The sequence below is a fragment of the Collinsella aerofaciens genome (assembly GCF_015554145.1).
Lineage (GTDB): Bacteria > Actinomycetota > Coriobacteriia > Coriobacteriales > Coriobacteriaceae > Collinsella > Collinsella aerofaciens_AA.
Genome location: NZ_JADNHZ010000011.1, coordinates 30,779 through 46,240, shown reverse-complemented (window position 1 = coordinate 46,240; position 15,462 = coordinate 30,779). Strand labels below are relative to the sequence as shown.

The 15,462-nt window shown below is 57.3% G+C and carries 15 protein-coding genes; 12 read left to right on the top strand and 3 right to left on the bottom strand.

The window, feature by feature from the left end; genetic code table 11:
- The first annotated feature begins 586 nt into the window (after positions 1–586).
- Genes I2E13_RS05855 through I2E13_RS05840 form a run of 4 tightly spaced genes read left to right on the top strand, consistent with a single transcriptional unit; the run spans position 587 to position 3,880 of the window.
- Positions 587–1,957 (top strand): replicative DNA helicase, encoded by a 1,371-nt coding sequence (locus tag I2E13_RS05855; protein WP_195404480.1) that lies wholly within the window; start codon positions 587–589, stop codon positions 1,955–1,957.
- Positions 1,950–2,762 carry a hypothetical protein gene (locus I2E13_RS05850; protein ID WP_117848489.1) on the top strand — a complete coding sequence of 271 codons (813 nt, stop codon included), beginning with the start codon at positions 1,950–1,952 and terminating at the stop codon, positions 2,760–2,762. Before I2E13_RS05855 ends, I2E13_RS05850 begins: the two co-directional genes overlap by 8 nt.
- A 9-nt stretch (positions 2,763–2,771) precedes the next feature.
- A complete protein-coding gene (locus I2E13_RS05845; protein ID WP_117848490.1) occupies positions 2,772–3,074 on the top strand; it encodes a hypothetical protein in 303 nt (100 codons plus the stop codon).
- A complete protein-coding gene (locus tag I2E13_RS05840) occupies positions 3,074–3,880 on the top strand; it encodes a helix-turn-helix domain-containing protein (RefSeq protein WP_195404479.1) in 807 nt (268 codons plus the stop codon). Before I2E13_RS05845 ends, I2E13_RS05840 begins: the two co-directional genes overlap by 1 nt.
- 10 nt (positions 3,881–3,890) lie before the next feature.
- Here the strand turns inward: I2E13_RS05840 and I2E13_RS05835 are convergent, their stop codons facing one another.
- Complete coding sequence (locus I2E13_RS05835) at positions 3,891–5,126, bottom strand: hypothetical protein (RefSeq protein ID WP_195404478.1); 1,236 nt, start codon at positions 5,124–5,126, stop codon at positions 3,891–3,893.
- Between the two features lie 198 nt (positions 5,127–5,324).
- Between I2E13_RS05835 and I2E13_RS05830 the strand changes: the two genes are divergently transcribed.
- The 8 genes from I2E13_RS05830 to I2E13_RS05795 all read left to right on the top strand — a co-directional run bounded on the left by I2E13_RS05830 (position 5,325) and on the right by I2E13_RS05795 (position 10,237).
- Positions 5,325–5,849, top strand: coding sequence for an ASCH domain-containing protein (locus I2E13_RS05830; protein WP_117848493.1), 525 nt, complete (start codon positions 5,325–5,327; stop codon positions 5,847–5,849).
- Positions 5,850–5,865: 16 nt separating this feature from the next.
- The gene (locus I2E13_RS05825; RefSeq protein WP_195404477.1) at positions 5,866–6,588 is read left to right on the top strand and encodes a hypothetical protein; all 723 of its coding nucleotides are present in this window, start codon (positions 5,866–5,868) and stop codon (positions 6,586–6,588) included.
- A gap of 58 nt (positions 6,589–6,646) precedes the next feature.
- Positions 6,647–7,975: a hypothetical protein gene (locus tag I2E13_RS05820; RefSeq protein WP_195404476.1), complete on the top strand. Its 1,329-nt coding sequence runs from the start codon at positions 6,647–6,649 to the stop codon at positions 7,973–7,975.
- Between the two features lies 1 nt (position 7,976).
- Positions 7,977–8,576, top strand: a complete 600-nt coding sequence (locus I2E13_RS05815; protein ID WP_195404475.1) for a hypothetical protein — start codon at positions 7,977–7,979, stop codon at positions 8,574–8,576.
- A 56-nt stretch (positions 8,577–8,632) separates the two neighbouring features.
- On the top strand, positions 8,633–8,974 hold the full coding sequence (locus I2E13_RS05810) for a nucleotidyltransferase family protein (RefSeq protein ID WP_267472477.1): 342 nt from the start codon (positions 8,633–8,635) through the stop codon (positions 8,972–8,974).
- Between the two features lie 3 nt (positions 8,975–8,977).
- Positions 8,978–9,331, top strand: a complete 354-nt coding sequence (locus tag I2E13_RS05805; protein ID WP_117758895.1) for a nucleotidyltransferase domain-containing protein — start codon at positions 8,978–8,980, stop codon at positions 9,329–9,331.
- Positions 9,332–9,432: 101 nt separating this feature from the next.
- Positions 9,433–9,804: a nucleotidyltransferase family protein gene (locus I2E13_RS05800; protein ID WP_117758894.1), complete on the top strand. Its 372-nt coding sequence runs from the start codon at positions 9,433–9,435 to the stop codon at positions 9,802–9,804.
- Complete coding sequence (locus I2E13_RS05795; protein WP_117758893.1) at positions 9,761–10,237, top strand: HepT-like ribonuclease domain-containing protein; 477 nt, start codon at positions 9,761–9,763, stop codon at positions 10,235–10,237. Before I2E13_RS05800 ends, I2E13_RS05795 begins: the two co-directional genes overlap by 44 nt.
- 61 nt (positions 10,238–10,298) lie before the next feature.
- Here the strand turns inward: I2E13_RS05795 and I2E13_RS05790 are convergent, their stop codons facing one another.
- Together I2E13_RS05790 and I2E13_RS05785 are read right to left on the bottom strand one after the other, a co-directional pair.
- The gene (locus I2E13_RS05790) at positions 10,299–12,461 is read right to left on the bottom strand and encodes a prealbumin-like fold domain-containing protein (protein WP_229057848.1); all 2,163 of its coding nucleotides are present in this window, start codon (positions 12,459–12,461) and stop codon (positions 10,299–10,301) included.
- A 369-nt stretch (positions 12,462–12,830) separates the two neighbouring features.
- A complete protein-coding gene (locus tag I2E13_RS05785; RefSeq protein ID WP_195404472.1) occupies positions 12,831–15,005 on the bottom strand; it encodes a prealbumin-like fold domain-containing protein in 2,175 nt (724 codons plus the stop codon).
- Positions 15,006–15,462 lie beyond the last annotated feature (457 nt).

Sequence of the window (15,462 nt, the reverse complement as noted above, 5' to 3'; positions counted from 1 at the left end):
TTCTTATTATTCTCATCCTCCTTTTCCTTCTCCTCCTCCGGCGCTCATGCGCCGCCCCCAAACATCGCTATTCCTCAAAACCGAATATTTTTCAGTTTTGAGGAATAGCGTCGAAATCCTTCAAGCTCCGCCAATTGTCGCCACTTTATGAATCCTAGATTCCCATTACGCATATGTGGAATCCCGCCTATTATGGGAACCACCGAACGGACGGGGATCTAGCACCCCAATGAATGGTACTCTGTTTGGGTAAGAGGATTCGTCCCGTAGGATGAATCACTCGCGGAGTATATCCTCCCGGTTGGTTTTGAACGCCAACTGGGAGGTGATCTCCTTTTTCAAATCGCAATTCCAAAATCAAAATCCCCAGGCGCTTTCACCGAAAGCGCCTTTTTTGTATTACAATAGCCATGACCTCCTTTCGGTGCGCCGTTATTCCTTTTTTGGATTAACGGCGCGTTATCTTTCTGTTATACTTAATATCGACCAAGGCGTACCCCAAGCGCCTTGTAGAGCAGGAAGATGAACAACATGCCCCAGAATCTAAACGGTTCGCGTGCATCCCGTTTCCAAAATGGTGCGCGTCATGCCGACTGAAACCGAAGAAACTAAAGCCCAAACGGCAAGCTCCATCATTGCCCCGCAGCAGGAGACGATTGTCCTGACAGCCTGCATGCGTTCGAAGGACGTTCGCGAGGACGTTCTCCCGATGCTGCTCGAGGATGATTTCGTCAAATCTGACCATCGTGCGCTGTTCCGCGCCATCCGCGCCATGCACGAGGCGAACTACCCGATTGACGACGTATCCCTGCTCGACTACCTGAGATCCAACCGTGAGTTGGATACCGCGGGCGGAGAGCAGGCCGTCGAGCGAATGTTCGAATCTGACATGCCCCTGCTGTCCTGGCAGACCGCCTACGACGAGCTGATCGATGTCTCGAGGCGCAGGGCGCTCGTGACGGCGATGAACGAGATCGAGGCCGAGGCCTACGGAACCCCGACCGATATGAAGGCATTCGTCTCGAAGGTCGAGGGCTCGATCGCACGGGTGGCCGAACGCCGCGATATGCGCCCCTATCGGCACATCTCATCGTTTCTCACCGCAGCTGTGGACGAGGTCAGAGACCTCGATAGCGTCCCCTTGGACTCCACCGTCGTGAACACGGGCTTTGCAACCCTGGACGAGATGCTGGCAGGACTGCGAGCAGGGCAGCTCATCGTAGTCGGCGCGAGGCCTGCCGTCGGCAAGACCTCTTTTGCCCTCACCCTCGCGCTGAATGCCGCCCGCCAGGGCGTGAAGGTCGGCATTTTCTCGCTCGAGATGTCAGGCAAGGAACTTGCTCAGAGAATCATCTGCGCTGAATCAGGCGTCTCGATTTCCCATTTCCGCATGGGAACCATTCCCAAGGCTTCATGGGACGCGATTGCGGCGGCCTGCTGCGACATCCCCGGCAACGGCATCGAGATTGAGGACAAGGCGAGTGTGACAATAGGGGATATCCGTGCAACCGCTGCCCGCATGATGCGAGGAGCCGAGCGCGGGCTGATTGTAATCGACTATCTCCAGCTCATCTCGTCCGCATCCGATGGTGCCAGATTCCAAAACCGTGCAGTCGAGGTCGGCGAGATAAGCCGTCGCATGAAAGTGTTCGCTAAGGAACTGGGCGTTCCCGTTGTCACGCTGGCACAGTTGAGCCGCCAGGCCGAATCCCACCCAGGCCTGCCACGCCTGTCGGATCTTCGCGAGTCGGGATCCATCGAGCAGGACGCGGATACGGTTCTATTCCTGTCGCGCGACCCGGACGAGATTCAAGACGAGAAATCGGGTTCAAGGCAGGTCATCCTGTCGGTCGCGAAAAACCGCAGCGGCCCCACAGACGAGATCGACATGCTCTTCGTCCCCACGAGCACGAAATTTTACGAGGTGGGACCCAGAAAGGAGACCAGCGATGAGTAGGAAAAAGGCCAAGTGCGCATCGAACAAGATTGTCGGGCGCTGCCTTGAATCGGATGCCCAATCACAGACCATCGACGAGGGCTTTGCATTTCTCGACCGTCCGATTCTCAAACCGCGCGAGGCTCTCGCGTATCAGTGGGCGCTGCGCAACATCGCGCTTCAGAACCTGCGGATTAAATCGGAAAGCACGCGCGATGCGATAGACAACGGCACGAGCTATTTTTCCGACGGGGCGATTAAGGTGAAGGCCCATATCTTGAGCGGCATCGCCACCGATGTCCGCTTCGCCACCGATGACCCGGATGCCCCCATCGACCGGATCATGATGTCGTTCGTAAAGGTTTACAACGAACAGCAGCACAGATGGTGTCCCGTGGATTCCCACCTCTGGCTATTCGCAGACAAGCTGACCGTGCGCCTAGGAGAGGGCTGGGAAGAGCGGAAGGATGGCGAGGGCTTCGGAGTAGCGTTAGGCGACCGCGTCGTATTCCTCGCCGAGGATAGGCTCTATGACGGACCAAAGGGCATGCGCCGACATGGGGCAGGGGAGTGGTCGGTGTTGTCGTCTCAGCTGATGTACGGGACGAACAACAAGAGGAAAGCCCGCATCTGCGAGGTTCCCCGCAAAGTGGTAACCGATGGCTACCTGATGTTTCTCACGAAACGAGGCGAGCAGGTCGGTATCGCACTCATGAATAACGAGGAATGGGCGGAATGTCAGGAGCGCTGTCAAACGGCGGCAATGAAAGAGCCTTGGAGTCTCGTTGCCTACCTCGAGCAGGCCAAACGGCCCTTAAAGATATAAAGGAGATACATGATGATTCAAAAGAATACGCCGCGTTGTTCCCGAGTGGTCCTAGTTGAACCGACTAGAACCATCTATGGGCACATGGTTTTCAAGTTCACGGGTAAAGCCGAGCGGGTAACCACCGGTTTCATCGAGAGGGAAAATCGGGAAGATGGTTCCGTTGTGTGGCGTCCGTATATCCGCTCATCGACGCAATCGGGCTACTGGAACGCCGGTCCGATGAAACAGTTCGTCGATGGGTACAAGTCGGAGGAGGATGCCATGACGGCGCTTCTGGGCGAGGCTCAGGAGGTTCTTTGGAGTAGCTAATGGTCGAAATTGAACCCAACCGGCTGCACAGGCGCTTGAAACGCGCCTTGACGGCCAAAGGCATCTCTCAGCGCGAGCTGGGCAGAAGGATTGAGGCGACGCAGGCGAGCGTCTCGCACTACGTGAAGGGAAAGCGCCTGCCGGGAACGGTCGTCCTGTACAAGATCTGTAAGGAATTGGATGTCTCAGCGGACTGGCTGCTGGGGCTGAAGCGAAAGGAATCGGACATGAACGATGGCAATTGGATTGATGACGGGATTGTGCCCTACCGCACAGCCGACGATTGCTCCCTGGTCGCCCGCATCGAGCAGGCGGAAGACGGCTCATTCGAACTGGGAATCCTCGAGGGCGACACCGCCTGCGAGCTGTTCGCCCAGCGGTTCGACTCGATGGATGCCGCCAAAAAGTATGCCGATGGGATTCTTGACCAGAAGCTGCAAAGGGACAAGGCGGTCACGCTTATCGAGGACGAACTGGACGGCGTACTGGGTCCCAACCTGTCAGACGAGGACTATCTCGCCAGCGCATCGCTCGACCGCGAGACGATGCGTACGCTGGTCGTACGCATCATGCCGACTTGCACGGGTCCCGCCAATCAGGAGGTTGCCGTGGCGTTCTCCATTTCAGGCCCCGACGGCATCGAGATGGAGACGGAGCAGGAGCAGGCCGCCTTCGACCTCGCGACCGAGCGAGCCGTGTTCCTCTCCGGTATCTGGTCGGTCTACGCAACGCCGGCGGCTGCGATTGAAGCCGTGAAGGGGCTCATCGCCAAACTTGAAAAAGTCTATCCATCCCTGAACCGTTAGATAAAACGCACTACCTGTCGGCAGTTTCTCTATCTGTAGCCTCCCTTGTAGCGGCACCTGCCGCCATGAGGGAGGCCTCTTCGTTCTTGCCGCCCATCATCTCATCAAGAGATTCTTCCTTTTTCTCATTATTCTTATTATTCTCATTGTCCTCGTGCGCGGTGTTCGACTTCTCACGGAGCGCTTTGGCAAACTCCCCGATCTTGTCTCGTCCGATGGTCACATAGGTATTCTTACCGCCATCTTCACGGGACAGCTTCAAGTCATACCTTCCATTGAGCATAATTTGGAGAGAACCCTCATCCGCGGCGCGGTCGAGATATTTGTCTACTACGACCACCTTGGCGGTAAAGCCGCCGAGACCGTAGCCATCGACCGCGACGCCCTTAGGCACCGAGAAGGTAACCGAATTGAGCACCTGACCGTATTGATTGGTTTTCGTCTTACCGTCCTTATCGGTCATAGTCTCGCTGTCGACGATGTTGCCGTACGGGATGATGACCTTCGGATTGTCGAACGTGACATCCTTATCGATCTTCCTGGTTCCGAGATATTGCCCGTTAAAGGGTGTCTTGCCCAGATCAGTCTTCTTCTCATCGGCCCGGTTCGCACCCGATGCGGTCGCGACCGCCAGCTTTTCAGGTTTCCGACTCGCCGAGATCGCCGGCACAGCGGCATCTCTATCAAATGTCTTTGCATCCTTGCCCTTCGGGATGTTGATGAGCTCTTCGCAGCATTTCTCGAGGTTTGAGACGAATTCCCCGATTTTATCCTGTCCCACGGTCAGCTCGATGGCGCGACCGTCCTTGAAGCCGCTGAGCTTCAAGGGTCGCGAGTCGTTGAAGGAGGCCTGGAGGATACCCGTCTTCTTCGCACGTTCGAGGTACTTGTCGGGATTGATGATCTCGACCCGAAGCCCGTCCATGCTGTAGCCATCCAGCTCCATCTTGCGCGGCAGGCGGATCACGATTCGCGACATCTCCTGCCCATATCGGCTCGTCACGGGCGTCCCGTCTCGACGCACCGCAGCCGTGGAGGAGATGACGCTCGAGTAGGGGATATTGATGACTGTCTTCTCGATCTTATCCTTTCGGTCTTTCGAGACGGTGCCGATGACTTGTCCCTTCTGCACGGGCTGCAGATCGGAATCAACCGGATCGATTCTCTTCACGCGGCCCAATCCGAGTTTCTTCAGAAAGTCGAATCCGCCGAGCGGAGTGGTGTTCTGGCTATCGTATTTCGGCATGATGCCTCCCTAATATCGCAAATCTATTTATCAAGGTATCTACCGAACGCGCAATCGAGCCGGACGGGACGAAAGAAGCCAAACGGCCGGCCGATAATCCTTATCCATATTGACGGGGTGATATACTTTTGTTATCATAAGAGTCGTAATCGATAGATAGATGCGTTTCCCCAAGACGCATCGGACAGGAGATTGACAATGTCAGATTTCAATAAGCCGAAAATCCGGCTGCATACGGTCAATATGCGCGAACAGTTCGTGGCCCCTTTGATGGATGGTCGCCTCAAGGCGATAACGCGCCTGAACGGACGCGGCTACAACACGGGGGACTACCTACGCTTTAGCGTGCTGCCGATGCAGTCCTCGGATGTCCAGTTTTCCATGACCACCGATGACGAGCGTGAGGCGCTCCAGAATCGGTTCTACAGGATCACCTTCGCCATGTACGGCAAGGGGCTGAAGGAGGGCTACGTGACACTCTCCTTGGAACTCGTCCGCGAGAAAGCCATCATGGACACCCTTCGTTCCGAGATCGACAGGATGGCCAACAACGGGCAGAAAGTTGAGAATCCGCTCGATGCCTACGCAGATCTCTTCGACACCGCCTATCCCCAGGGTTATGATTCCCCGTATACGAAACGTCACGCACAGCCCAGTCTGGACAGCATCGCCGAGGTAGCGACCGAGGCGGCGTCCAGCGCAGAGCGACCGCGCGGCTGCTGACTTCAAGGAGTGCCCCATGCAAGCCATCACCCTCTTCCTCTCCGACCCCTATAACGTGGCCGGCATCCTTCTGTTCGCCTATATCTACTTCATGGTCTGCAAGCGGATGCTGCACTTCCGCGCATTCAATGTATGGAACGCGAAGACAAACCCGAATGCTTGGTGGCGCTTCGACCGTAGCTCCATCAAGTACGCCTACAGGCATGGGCGCCGCCACATGCCCAAGAAGATCGAGGATTTCTGCATCATGGTGAACCGCGTGATGTACCGCCGCGAGATTCTCGTGAAACTCTACGGCGAAGACGGCAACGACCTCCACATGCCCACCGTCTGGATGAAGAAATCCGATTTGTCGCGCAAGGAGCGCATGACCAAGACGATTAAATGCTGTCCCGTCTCCTCGCCTGACGGACACGGCTTCGCGTTCATCACGGAGAAGCATGCCTACATCAGCGCAGTCGAGACCTTGGCGGGTGCGACCCGTCTTGCCGGAAAGCCTTACAAATATGCCTCCCTCGACCACTACGAGATGATCCAGATGCCGCAAGAGCTGTTCCTGAAGGACGAGGTCATCAAGGCTCGCGTCGAACGTCTGAATGAGGACCACGCATTCATCGTCCGTCACTACAAGCGTGCGGCCCTGTCGTACCGCTTGGCCTACGGCCGCTGCCTGCCGCTCAAGTACTTCCTGCCCCATTACCAGTACAGCCCGATCAGCCACGACATGGCCATCATCTAAGCCCTGTCCCCGCAGAAGCCTATAATCACTTGATATCTAGACCAGATTGGAAACTGCCATGAACACCGACATGAATCCCGAGAACATCAACCCCGACAGCTCCGACAATCTCAACGCCGATAACGAGGAAACCCAACTCATGGATACCCCCGATAACCCCATCGCCGCAGATGTCACCACCGAGCTTCCGCCTGCCAAAGACCTGGAAGATGCCGTGGCACCCGACCTGGACGCTACCGCCGATGACTCCCAGACACCCAGGCGTCCGAGTGGCCTGAAGCGCAAGCTCGTAGCAGGCGGCGTAGCGCTCGCCATCGTCGCGGCACTCGGCATCGGCCTATCGCTGAACCACGAGGCCGTGAACATCCCCGACAACGCACCCGTCGCATCCATCGTCGGCAAGAAGGACTCCAAGACCTATCCCGCATCCGTGACGCTTACGGCCGACGGCTGGAGCGAGGGGGACGGCGAGTTCTCCTACGAGATCGTCGATGCCGACGGCGAGTCCGCCGCTAAGGGGGATATCAAGCCGGGCAAGGAGGCTTCCGTCGACCTACCGAAGGGTGCCTACGCCCTGAACGTCACCTCTATCCCCACCGCCAAGGACGGCAAGACCACCTGGCTGGTGCCGGACGCGGTTGATTTCGTCGTCGAGGGCAAGGGAGCCTCGGTCAAGGTGAGCCTCACCAAGGTCGACATGACCGACGATGCGGCAGTGGACGCGGCAATCGAAAATCTCCCCGAGGAGGAGCGTGCCGCCGCCAAGAAACTCATCGAGGCCAAGCGCGAGAACCCGAACGCCAGCACGGTCAGCGCACCCGTATCCAAACCCAGCAGCTCCACCGTCCAGCAGGCCGGCGCGGCAAACGGCTCATCCGGCAAGGGCGATTCCAAGCCCGCATCCAAGCCCTCCGGCTCCAGTTCCAGCTCCAACAAGAATGACTCGAAGCCGTCCTCGGGCTCTGGCTCGAGCTCGAACAAGGGCGATTCCAAGCCCTCCGGCTCGAACAAGACCGACAGGCCCGCATCCAAGCCCGACAACTCCGGCAACTCCGGCAGCGGCTCGGGATCCGGCAGCTCCAAACCCTCCAAGCCCGCTGAGTCCGAGAAGGTCTGGGCAATCGTAACCCCCGCTTGGGACGAGCAGATCTACCACCCCGCCGTCACCCACACCGAGACCCAGAAGAAAAAGGTTGGCGTCCAATACCGCGCAACGGATGGCACCCTCTTTGATAACGAAGATGCTTGCTCTGAGTATTGTTGGGATAACGGACTCCAGTACGGATGCCTGCCCAAGTATGAGGAGGTCACCGTCACCGTAACCGATCAGGAAGCATGGACCGAGACCATCCACCACGAAGCCGTCTGGGGTTGGGTCAACAAGTAAGATGACCGAATCAAGGAGGGGTGTAGATTATGTTGCTACGTACCTTTATCCATGGGCTTGTGAGCGGAACCAAATCAAGCGACCTGAAAGCATCAACATCGACAGGCTTCGAAAGCAGCTCAAGCGAAAGCGGGAATCCTTCGAAAAGTCGTTCACCCGAATCGAAATGACCAAGGAACACCTGAACGAGATAATGGCGAGCCTTTGCAAGAAACTGATGATCGATAAAAGCGATTTGGTCGCGATCCACGAGGCCGCGCTCGTCGCCCTTGGAATCGACAGTAATGCAGTTCCGTACGGGTTGGACTTTCTCGTCTTGCGGGGTCTAGGGGATGCGGGTGTTTCCAAGTTATCCATCGATGGCTTCGATATCCGTCTTCATGCGCCCGAGATTTTTGAAGCGAATGGCCCTATCTCCCTTGTTGCCCCCAGAGGCATGGATTTCCCGTCTCTTGCTCCCGAGACCATCTTAGAGACAATTTCCAAGTCTCCGAGCTGCAGGTACCTGATGGAACAGAGGGCTGCGTTGGCGGAGCTGCTGCACTTCGACGATATGGACGATGACGAGCTCCGCCAATTTGCCGCCTATGTCAGGCCGTGATTTCATAGGATTCAGCGAAGGATGCTGTCACGTCCACCGTTTAATGAGGTACCGCCCTGAAATATCTCGTTGAAGATTCCGATAATCCTGCGCCCCCTGTTCAGGACTACGCCGAGGCCAAGGAAATCGTCCGCCAAGTACTCGGCTCCCATCCTTCGGTGAAGCAAGCTGCCATGTTCGGCTCTTTCGTACGCGGCGAGCAGACGGGCTCCTCCGACGTCGACCTGCTTCTCCAGGTCGACAGCAAGAAGGCCTTCGAAGTCGTCGGCATCGGCCTCGACTTGGCCGAGAGGCTTGGATGGGACGTAGACATGCTGGCGACTCTCTGCGGAGCCCAGAGCGGTTTCATCGAGAACCTGAATAGAGAAGGACGCATCATCTACAGTAGGGAGCTATAGAGTATGAGAACACTTGAAGAGGCGCGAAACACCCTTCAGATTTCGCAGGAAGATATCGACTTCATCATCGAAGGAATCCTGCGCGCTGGTGAGCCGATCGTCATCATCGCCTACGGCTCTCGGGCTCGCGGCGAAGCCGATGAATATAGCGACTACGACATTCTCTGTCTTTCCGCCCTTGAGGGATGTGAGCTTAAGGAATACTCGCTTGCAGCCGATGGGGAGCTATGGGGACTCGCTCGCGACTTGGACTTTCTCGTCCTGAACGTCGATGAGTTCAGAGCCGGTCTGAAAGCCGGAAACGAGTTCGCATGCGACGTAGACCGAGATGGTGTGGTTCTCTATGGAACAGTTTAACGCATACGAGGATTACTACGGAAATCTGCTATTCGCCGCCTACGGTTGGGGAACAAGTAGAATAGAACTGATACCCTGATAGTACCAAGGGAGGTGCCACCTTGAAATATCTTGTTGAAGATTGCGAGAACCCATCAATCCCCGTGAATACGCTTGCGGATGCCGCAAGCCGCGCCCGAGCAGTGTTTTCCGACTACCCATGCGTGGTCAAAGCGGTTCTATTTGGCTCGTTCTCGCGAGGTGAGCAGACAGATGCGTCCGACGTTGATTTTTTCCTCGGCCTCGATTCGACCTGCGCATCCTCAGACTACCTGTCCTTGCTCGACTCACTTGCCTCGGCGCTCGGAAGGGATGTCGATGTCACGGTGAAGCTGAAGGGCGCCACGGACAGGTTCGTATACAACCTCAAAACGGAAGGGAGACTCATATATGACAGAGCCAGAAATCGAGATATTCCATCAAATGCTGCTTAGATGCGATGATATTGCAGGGAAGCTCGACTATTTCGATGTCGATGAGAGCCTATGGCAACACAGCCCCTACATTAGGGACTCTTTTCTCATTTCGGTTTCGCAAATAGGCGAACTCGTCTCCAAAATCAGTCCCGAGACGTGCCGCCGGTATTTTCCCGATATCGAATGGCAGCAAATTAGGGGAATGCGAAACATCATTGTGCATGTCTACGCTAATGTCGATTACGATATCGTATGGGATGTCGTCAACGAGGAGGCTCCCAAGCTCAAGCAGACCCTCCTCAAAAACGATGATATCCGCCGTGAGTATGAGTCCACGCTTGTGGTTGAGGAGGACATCGAAGAAGACATCCTCGGGTATTTCGGCGCTCTCGATCCGATTGTCGGCGATGGTGCTGATGGACGCATTCCGCAAGACGGCAATCGCCCTTAAGGGCACTAATCAACCCATTAAAACGATAAGGGGCCAGAGATAATATCTCTGGCCCCTTTACTTACTTCCTCCTGACGCCCACCACGCCGTCCGAGACGACCTCGCTCCAGCGGATGTAACGCACCGTATCCATGGCTAGCTTTACTGCGCTGCCAGCTCGTGCTCGCGAGCACGAGCGCCCAGAGACATCAATTTCGGATGCCGTCGCAGCGTTCGCCTCGTCCGCGTCGAGCCACGCTTCGCACTTGTAGGTGCGCCACTGCCCGCCGCCGATGTTTCGGTACGCGGTCGCGGGGACCGTGATGCGGGCGAGCTCGTCCCAGTAATAGGCCGTGTGGCCCTCGCCGGAGTCGCCGATCGCCGCAAGCTCGAACTCCTTGCCCTTGGCGTCGTAGCCCTTGTGCTTGGGCTCCTCGAACACGGGGATGAAGCCGGGGTGCGCCTCGGCACCATCCTCGGGCAGCAGCCTCATGTCCCAGCTCGGGTCCAGCTCGACCGATCCGGGGGCATATTCCGTGCGCAGGGTGCAGCGGTTGCGGCCGTACAAGGCGGTAATGCCGCTGCCCGCCGTGCAGCTTGATATAGCCTCGTCACCCAGCTTCATGTCCAGGTGCCAGCCGGTGAAGCCTGTCGAGGGGTCGGTGCCGAATTTATCGTTGAGGTTGCAAGTGGGCTCAAGCTCAGTTTTGGCAAGCTCTGCCGGAAATACGAAATTAGTGCCAGTCAGATATCGCTGGGACTTATAGAGTAGATGGGTCTTGTCAGTACCGTCCTTATAGAAGTAGAACTTGCCCATGGTCACCCAAGTCCACAGGTACAGATCTCCGTTCACCTTCTTGCTCACGAACTTCGGCCCGCTGAAGATGCTCGGGTCCGAGCAGTCCTTATCCCCTTCGTACCACCCGTCTAGACATTTGTCGAGCAGGCTCATGTCCTGCCCCTCGTCGCGCATGACCTGCTCGATGGCCGCGCGTGCGTCCGAGAAATCGCCCTGGTTCCCGTTTACCGAGAAGGTGCTGTTGAGCTTGATATAGACCGTATGCATCTCCTGCGTATCGCCGATTGTGTCCACCAGCATAAAGTGGACGGTCGAATGCTTCGGGACATCCGATACCTCGATGGTCGTGTCGCGGTCGAGGCGAATCTTATGGACATCCTTGTCAATCCCGAAGCCTTGCGGTGCGACCGTCTCCTTCACCCAGTAGTCCATGTTCGCAATCAGCTTGTTCGTCCCGTTGACCGCCGAGAGGGTAGCCTCGCCGTTCTCGTCCGTCTTGAAGGTCCCGCACTTGCGGGTGCAGGCCTCGTCGCAGTAGATGGCGTACTCGGCTCCGGCGAGAGAGAAGTACTCCGGATCGATCTTTGTGACATCGGGGTTGGTTGAGGACTTCTTCAGGCTTAACGAGCAGAAGTTGCCGATAGACTGAAAGTCGAACTGGAACCCGTCGCCATACACCGTGTCGCCGCGGACGCACGAGATGCTGGGTCCCTTGTATGCGATGATGGCGCAAGTCCGGTCGCTCACCTCGTTTACACGAGACGAGATGCAGCTGTAGCCGTCGAAGTTGGTGAAGAAGAGCTGGGTGTCCACTCCCCGCGGGATGAAATAGGCGTCCTGATTGTTCTCGGCGGGGCTGATCCACTCATATCCGCCGCCGTCACACTGTATGCTCCTAGCGCCGAGGTACGCCCAATCGAGGTCGATATACTCGCCGGGCCTGTCGGAATAGAAGAACTGATATACCATCTTTATCGACTTCAGCCCCAGTAGCCAGTGACAACTGTCCCACGCCGCGAAGGCGTCGCTCACCAAGAAGAAGCTCTTCGTGCCGAAGTGCTGCTGGTAGAATTGGGCGAGCTTCTGGTTGAAACCCGCGTTGTTGTTGTAGCCGTTGCCAACGGCGGGATTCGAGAGCGTGAGCGTGCATCCCACGGGCTTCCCGTTATAGGTTCCAATGCTATTCCACGTGACGCTCGCGCGGTATCCGGAGTTGTCCATCGGTAGAATCGTGTAGGGATGCCCATTGTTCAGAAAGAGCTGTGCTTTGTCCCCCCTGTGGAAGACGTCATCATAGGTTGGGGTCCAGCTTGCGTGCGTCGCCCTGCCGGCGCTGTGCCACCAGCCGGTGGGGTGCGATGAGATGCCGTTGACACTCATGGGAACGGCGAGCCCCGATGGCTTAACCTTCGGGTTATCGGGCGCAAACTCCTCGAATCTACTCATCGAATAGGTCGATATGCCTATCGCGTCGAAGACCGAGCGCATCACGACCCCCAGGGGGCTGGAGGGTCTGGCAACCGCGTCGGTCACTGCCGCCGCAGCCGTGATCCCGCCCCCGGCGATAAGGGCCCTTCTGGAAAAGGCTAAGCCTTTAGAGGCACCCCCCCCCGAAGTGATTCCGACATCGATGTGGCGTTTACTTTCGCCCACAATTACCTCCTGAGTACGTCATCCTAAGTATCCACTAGACGGTAGTCCTGTATACGAGGTGATTTAGAGTATTGCCGCAGCGGCAAGAAGCATCGAACGCCCCAAAGGCAGGGCGCTTCGTAAGAGCGATAGGGGGCGGAGAAAATCTCTGCCCCCCTTTACTTACTTCCTCCTGACGCCCACCACGCCGTCCGAGACGACCTCGGTCCAACGGATGTAGCGCACGGTATCCGCAGTCATCTTGACGGCGCTAGCGGCACGACCGCGGGAGCGCGAGCGTCCCGAGACGCCCGTCTCGGAAGTCTCCGAAACCTCAGCCGCCGCGTTCGCCTCGTCCGCGTCGAGCCACGCTTCGCACTTGTAGGTGCGCCACTGCCCGCCGCCGATGTTTCGGTACGCGGTCGCGGGGACCGTGATGCGGGCGAGCTCGTCCCAGTAATAGGCCGTGTGGCCCTCGCCGGAGTCGCCGATCGCCGCAAGCTCGAACTCCTTGCCCTTGGCGTCGTAGCCCTTGTGCTTGGGCTCCTCGAACACGGGGATGAAGCCGGGGTGCGCCTCGGCACCATCCTCGGGCAGCAGCCTCATGTCCCAGCTCGGGTCCAGCTCGACCGATCCGGGGGCATATTCCGTGCGCAGGGTGCAGCGGTTGCGGCCGTACAAGGCGGTAATGCCGCTGCCCGCCGTGCAGCTTGATATAGCCTCGTCACCCAGCTTCATGTCCAGGTGCCAGCCGGTGAAGCCTGTCGAGGGGTCGGTGCCGAATTTATCGTTGAGGTTGCAAGTGGGCTCAAGCTCAGTTTTGGCAAGCTCTGCCGGAAATACGAAATTAGTGCCAGTCAGATATCGCTGGGACTTATAGAGTAGATGGGTCTTGTCAGTACCGTCCTTATAGAAGTAGAACTTGCCCATGGTCACCCAAGTCCACAGGTACAGATCTCCGTTCACCTTCTTGCTCACGAACTTCGGCCCGCTGAAGATGCTCGGGTCCGAGCAGTCCTTATCCCCTTCGTACCACCCGTCTAGACATTTGTCGAGCAGGCTCATGTCCTGCCCCTCGTCGCGCATGACCTGCTCGATGGCCGCGCGTGCGTCCGAGAAATCGCCCTGGTTCCCGTTTACCGAGAAGGTGCTGTTGAGCTTGATATAGACCGTATGCATCTCCTGCGTATCGCCGATTGTGTCCACCAGCATAAAGTGGACGGTCGAATGCTTCGGGACATCCGATACCTCGATGGTCGTGTCGCGGTCGAGGCGAATCTTATGGACATCCTTGTCAATCCCGAAGCCTTGCGGTGCGACCGTCTCCTTCACCCAGTAGTCCATGTTCGCAATCAGCTTGTTCGTCCCGTTGACCGCCGAGAGGGTAGCCTCGCCGTTCTCGTCCGTCTTGAAGGTCCCGCACTTGCGGGTGCAGGCCTCGTCGCAGTAGATGGCGTACTCGGCTCCGGCGAGAGAGAAGTACTCCGGATCGATCTTTGTGACATCGGGGTTGGTTGAGGACTTCTTCAGGCTTAACGAGCAGAAGTTGCCGATAGACTGAAAGTCGAACTGGAACCCGTCGCCATACACCGTGTCGCCGCGGACGCACGAGATGCTGGGTCCCTTGTATGCGATGATGGCGCAAGTCCGGTCGCTCACCTCGTTTACACGAGACGAGATGCAGCTGTAGCCGTCGAAGTTGGTGAAGAAGAGCTGGGTGTCCACTCCCCGCGGGATGAAATAGGCGTCCTGATTGTTCTCGGCGGGGCTGATCCACTCATATCCGCCGCCGTCACACTGTATGCTCCTAGCGCCGAGGTACGCCCAATCGAGGTCGATATACTCGCCGGGCCTGTCGGAATAGAAGAACTGATATACCATCTTTATCGACTTCAGCCCCAGTAGCCAGTGACAACTGTCCCACGCCGCGAAGGCGTCGCTCACCAAGAAGAAGCTCTTCGTGCCGAAGTGCTGCTGGTAGAATTGGGCGAGCTTCTGGTTGAAACCCGCGTTGTTGTTGTAGCCGTTGCCAACGGCGGGATTCGAGAGCGTGAGCGTGCATCCCACGGGCTTCCCGTTATAGGTTCCAATGCTATTCCACGTGACGCTCGCGCGGTATCCGGAGTTGTCCATCGGTAGAATCGTGTAGGGATGCCCATTGTTCAGAAAGAGCTGTGCTTTGTCCCCCCTGTGGAAGACGTCATCATAGGTTGGGGTCCAGCTTGTGTGCGTCGCCCTGCCGGCGCTGTGCCACCAGCCGGTGGGGTGCGATGAGATGCCGTTGACACTCATGGGAACGGCGAGCCCCGATGGCTTAACCTTCGGGCTATCGGCCGCAAACTCCTCGACTCTACTCATCGAATAGGTCGATATGCCTATCGCGTCGAAGACCGAGCGCATCACGACCCCCAGGGGGCTGGAGGGTCTGGCAACCGCGTCGGTCACTGCCGCCGCAGCCGTGATCCCGCCCCCGGCGATAAGGGCCCTTCTGGAAAAGGCTAAGCCTTTAGAGGCACCCCCCCCCGAAGTGATTCCGACATCGATGTGGCGTTTACTTTCGCCCACAATTACCTCCTGAGTACGTCATCCTAAGTATCCACTAGACGGTAGTCCTGTATACGAGGTGATTTAGAGTATTGCCGCAGCGGCAAGAAGCATCGAACGCCCCAAAGGCAGGGCGCTTCGTAAGAGCGATAGGGGGCGGAGAAAATCTCTGCCCCCCTTTACTTACTTCCTCCTGACGCCCACCACGCCGTCCGAGACGACCTCGGTCCAACGGATGTAGCGCACGGTATCCGCAGTCATCTTGACGGCG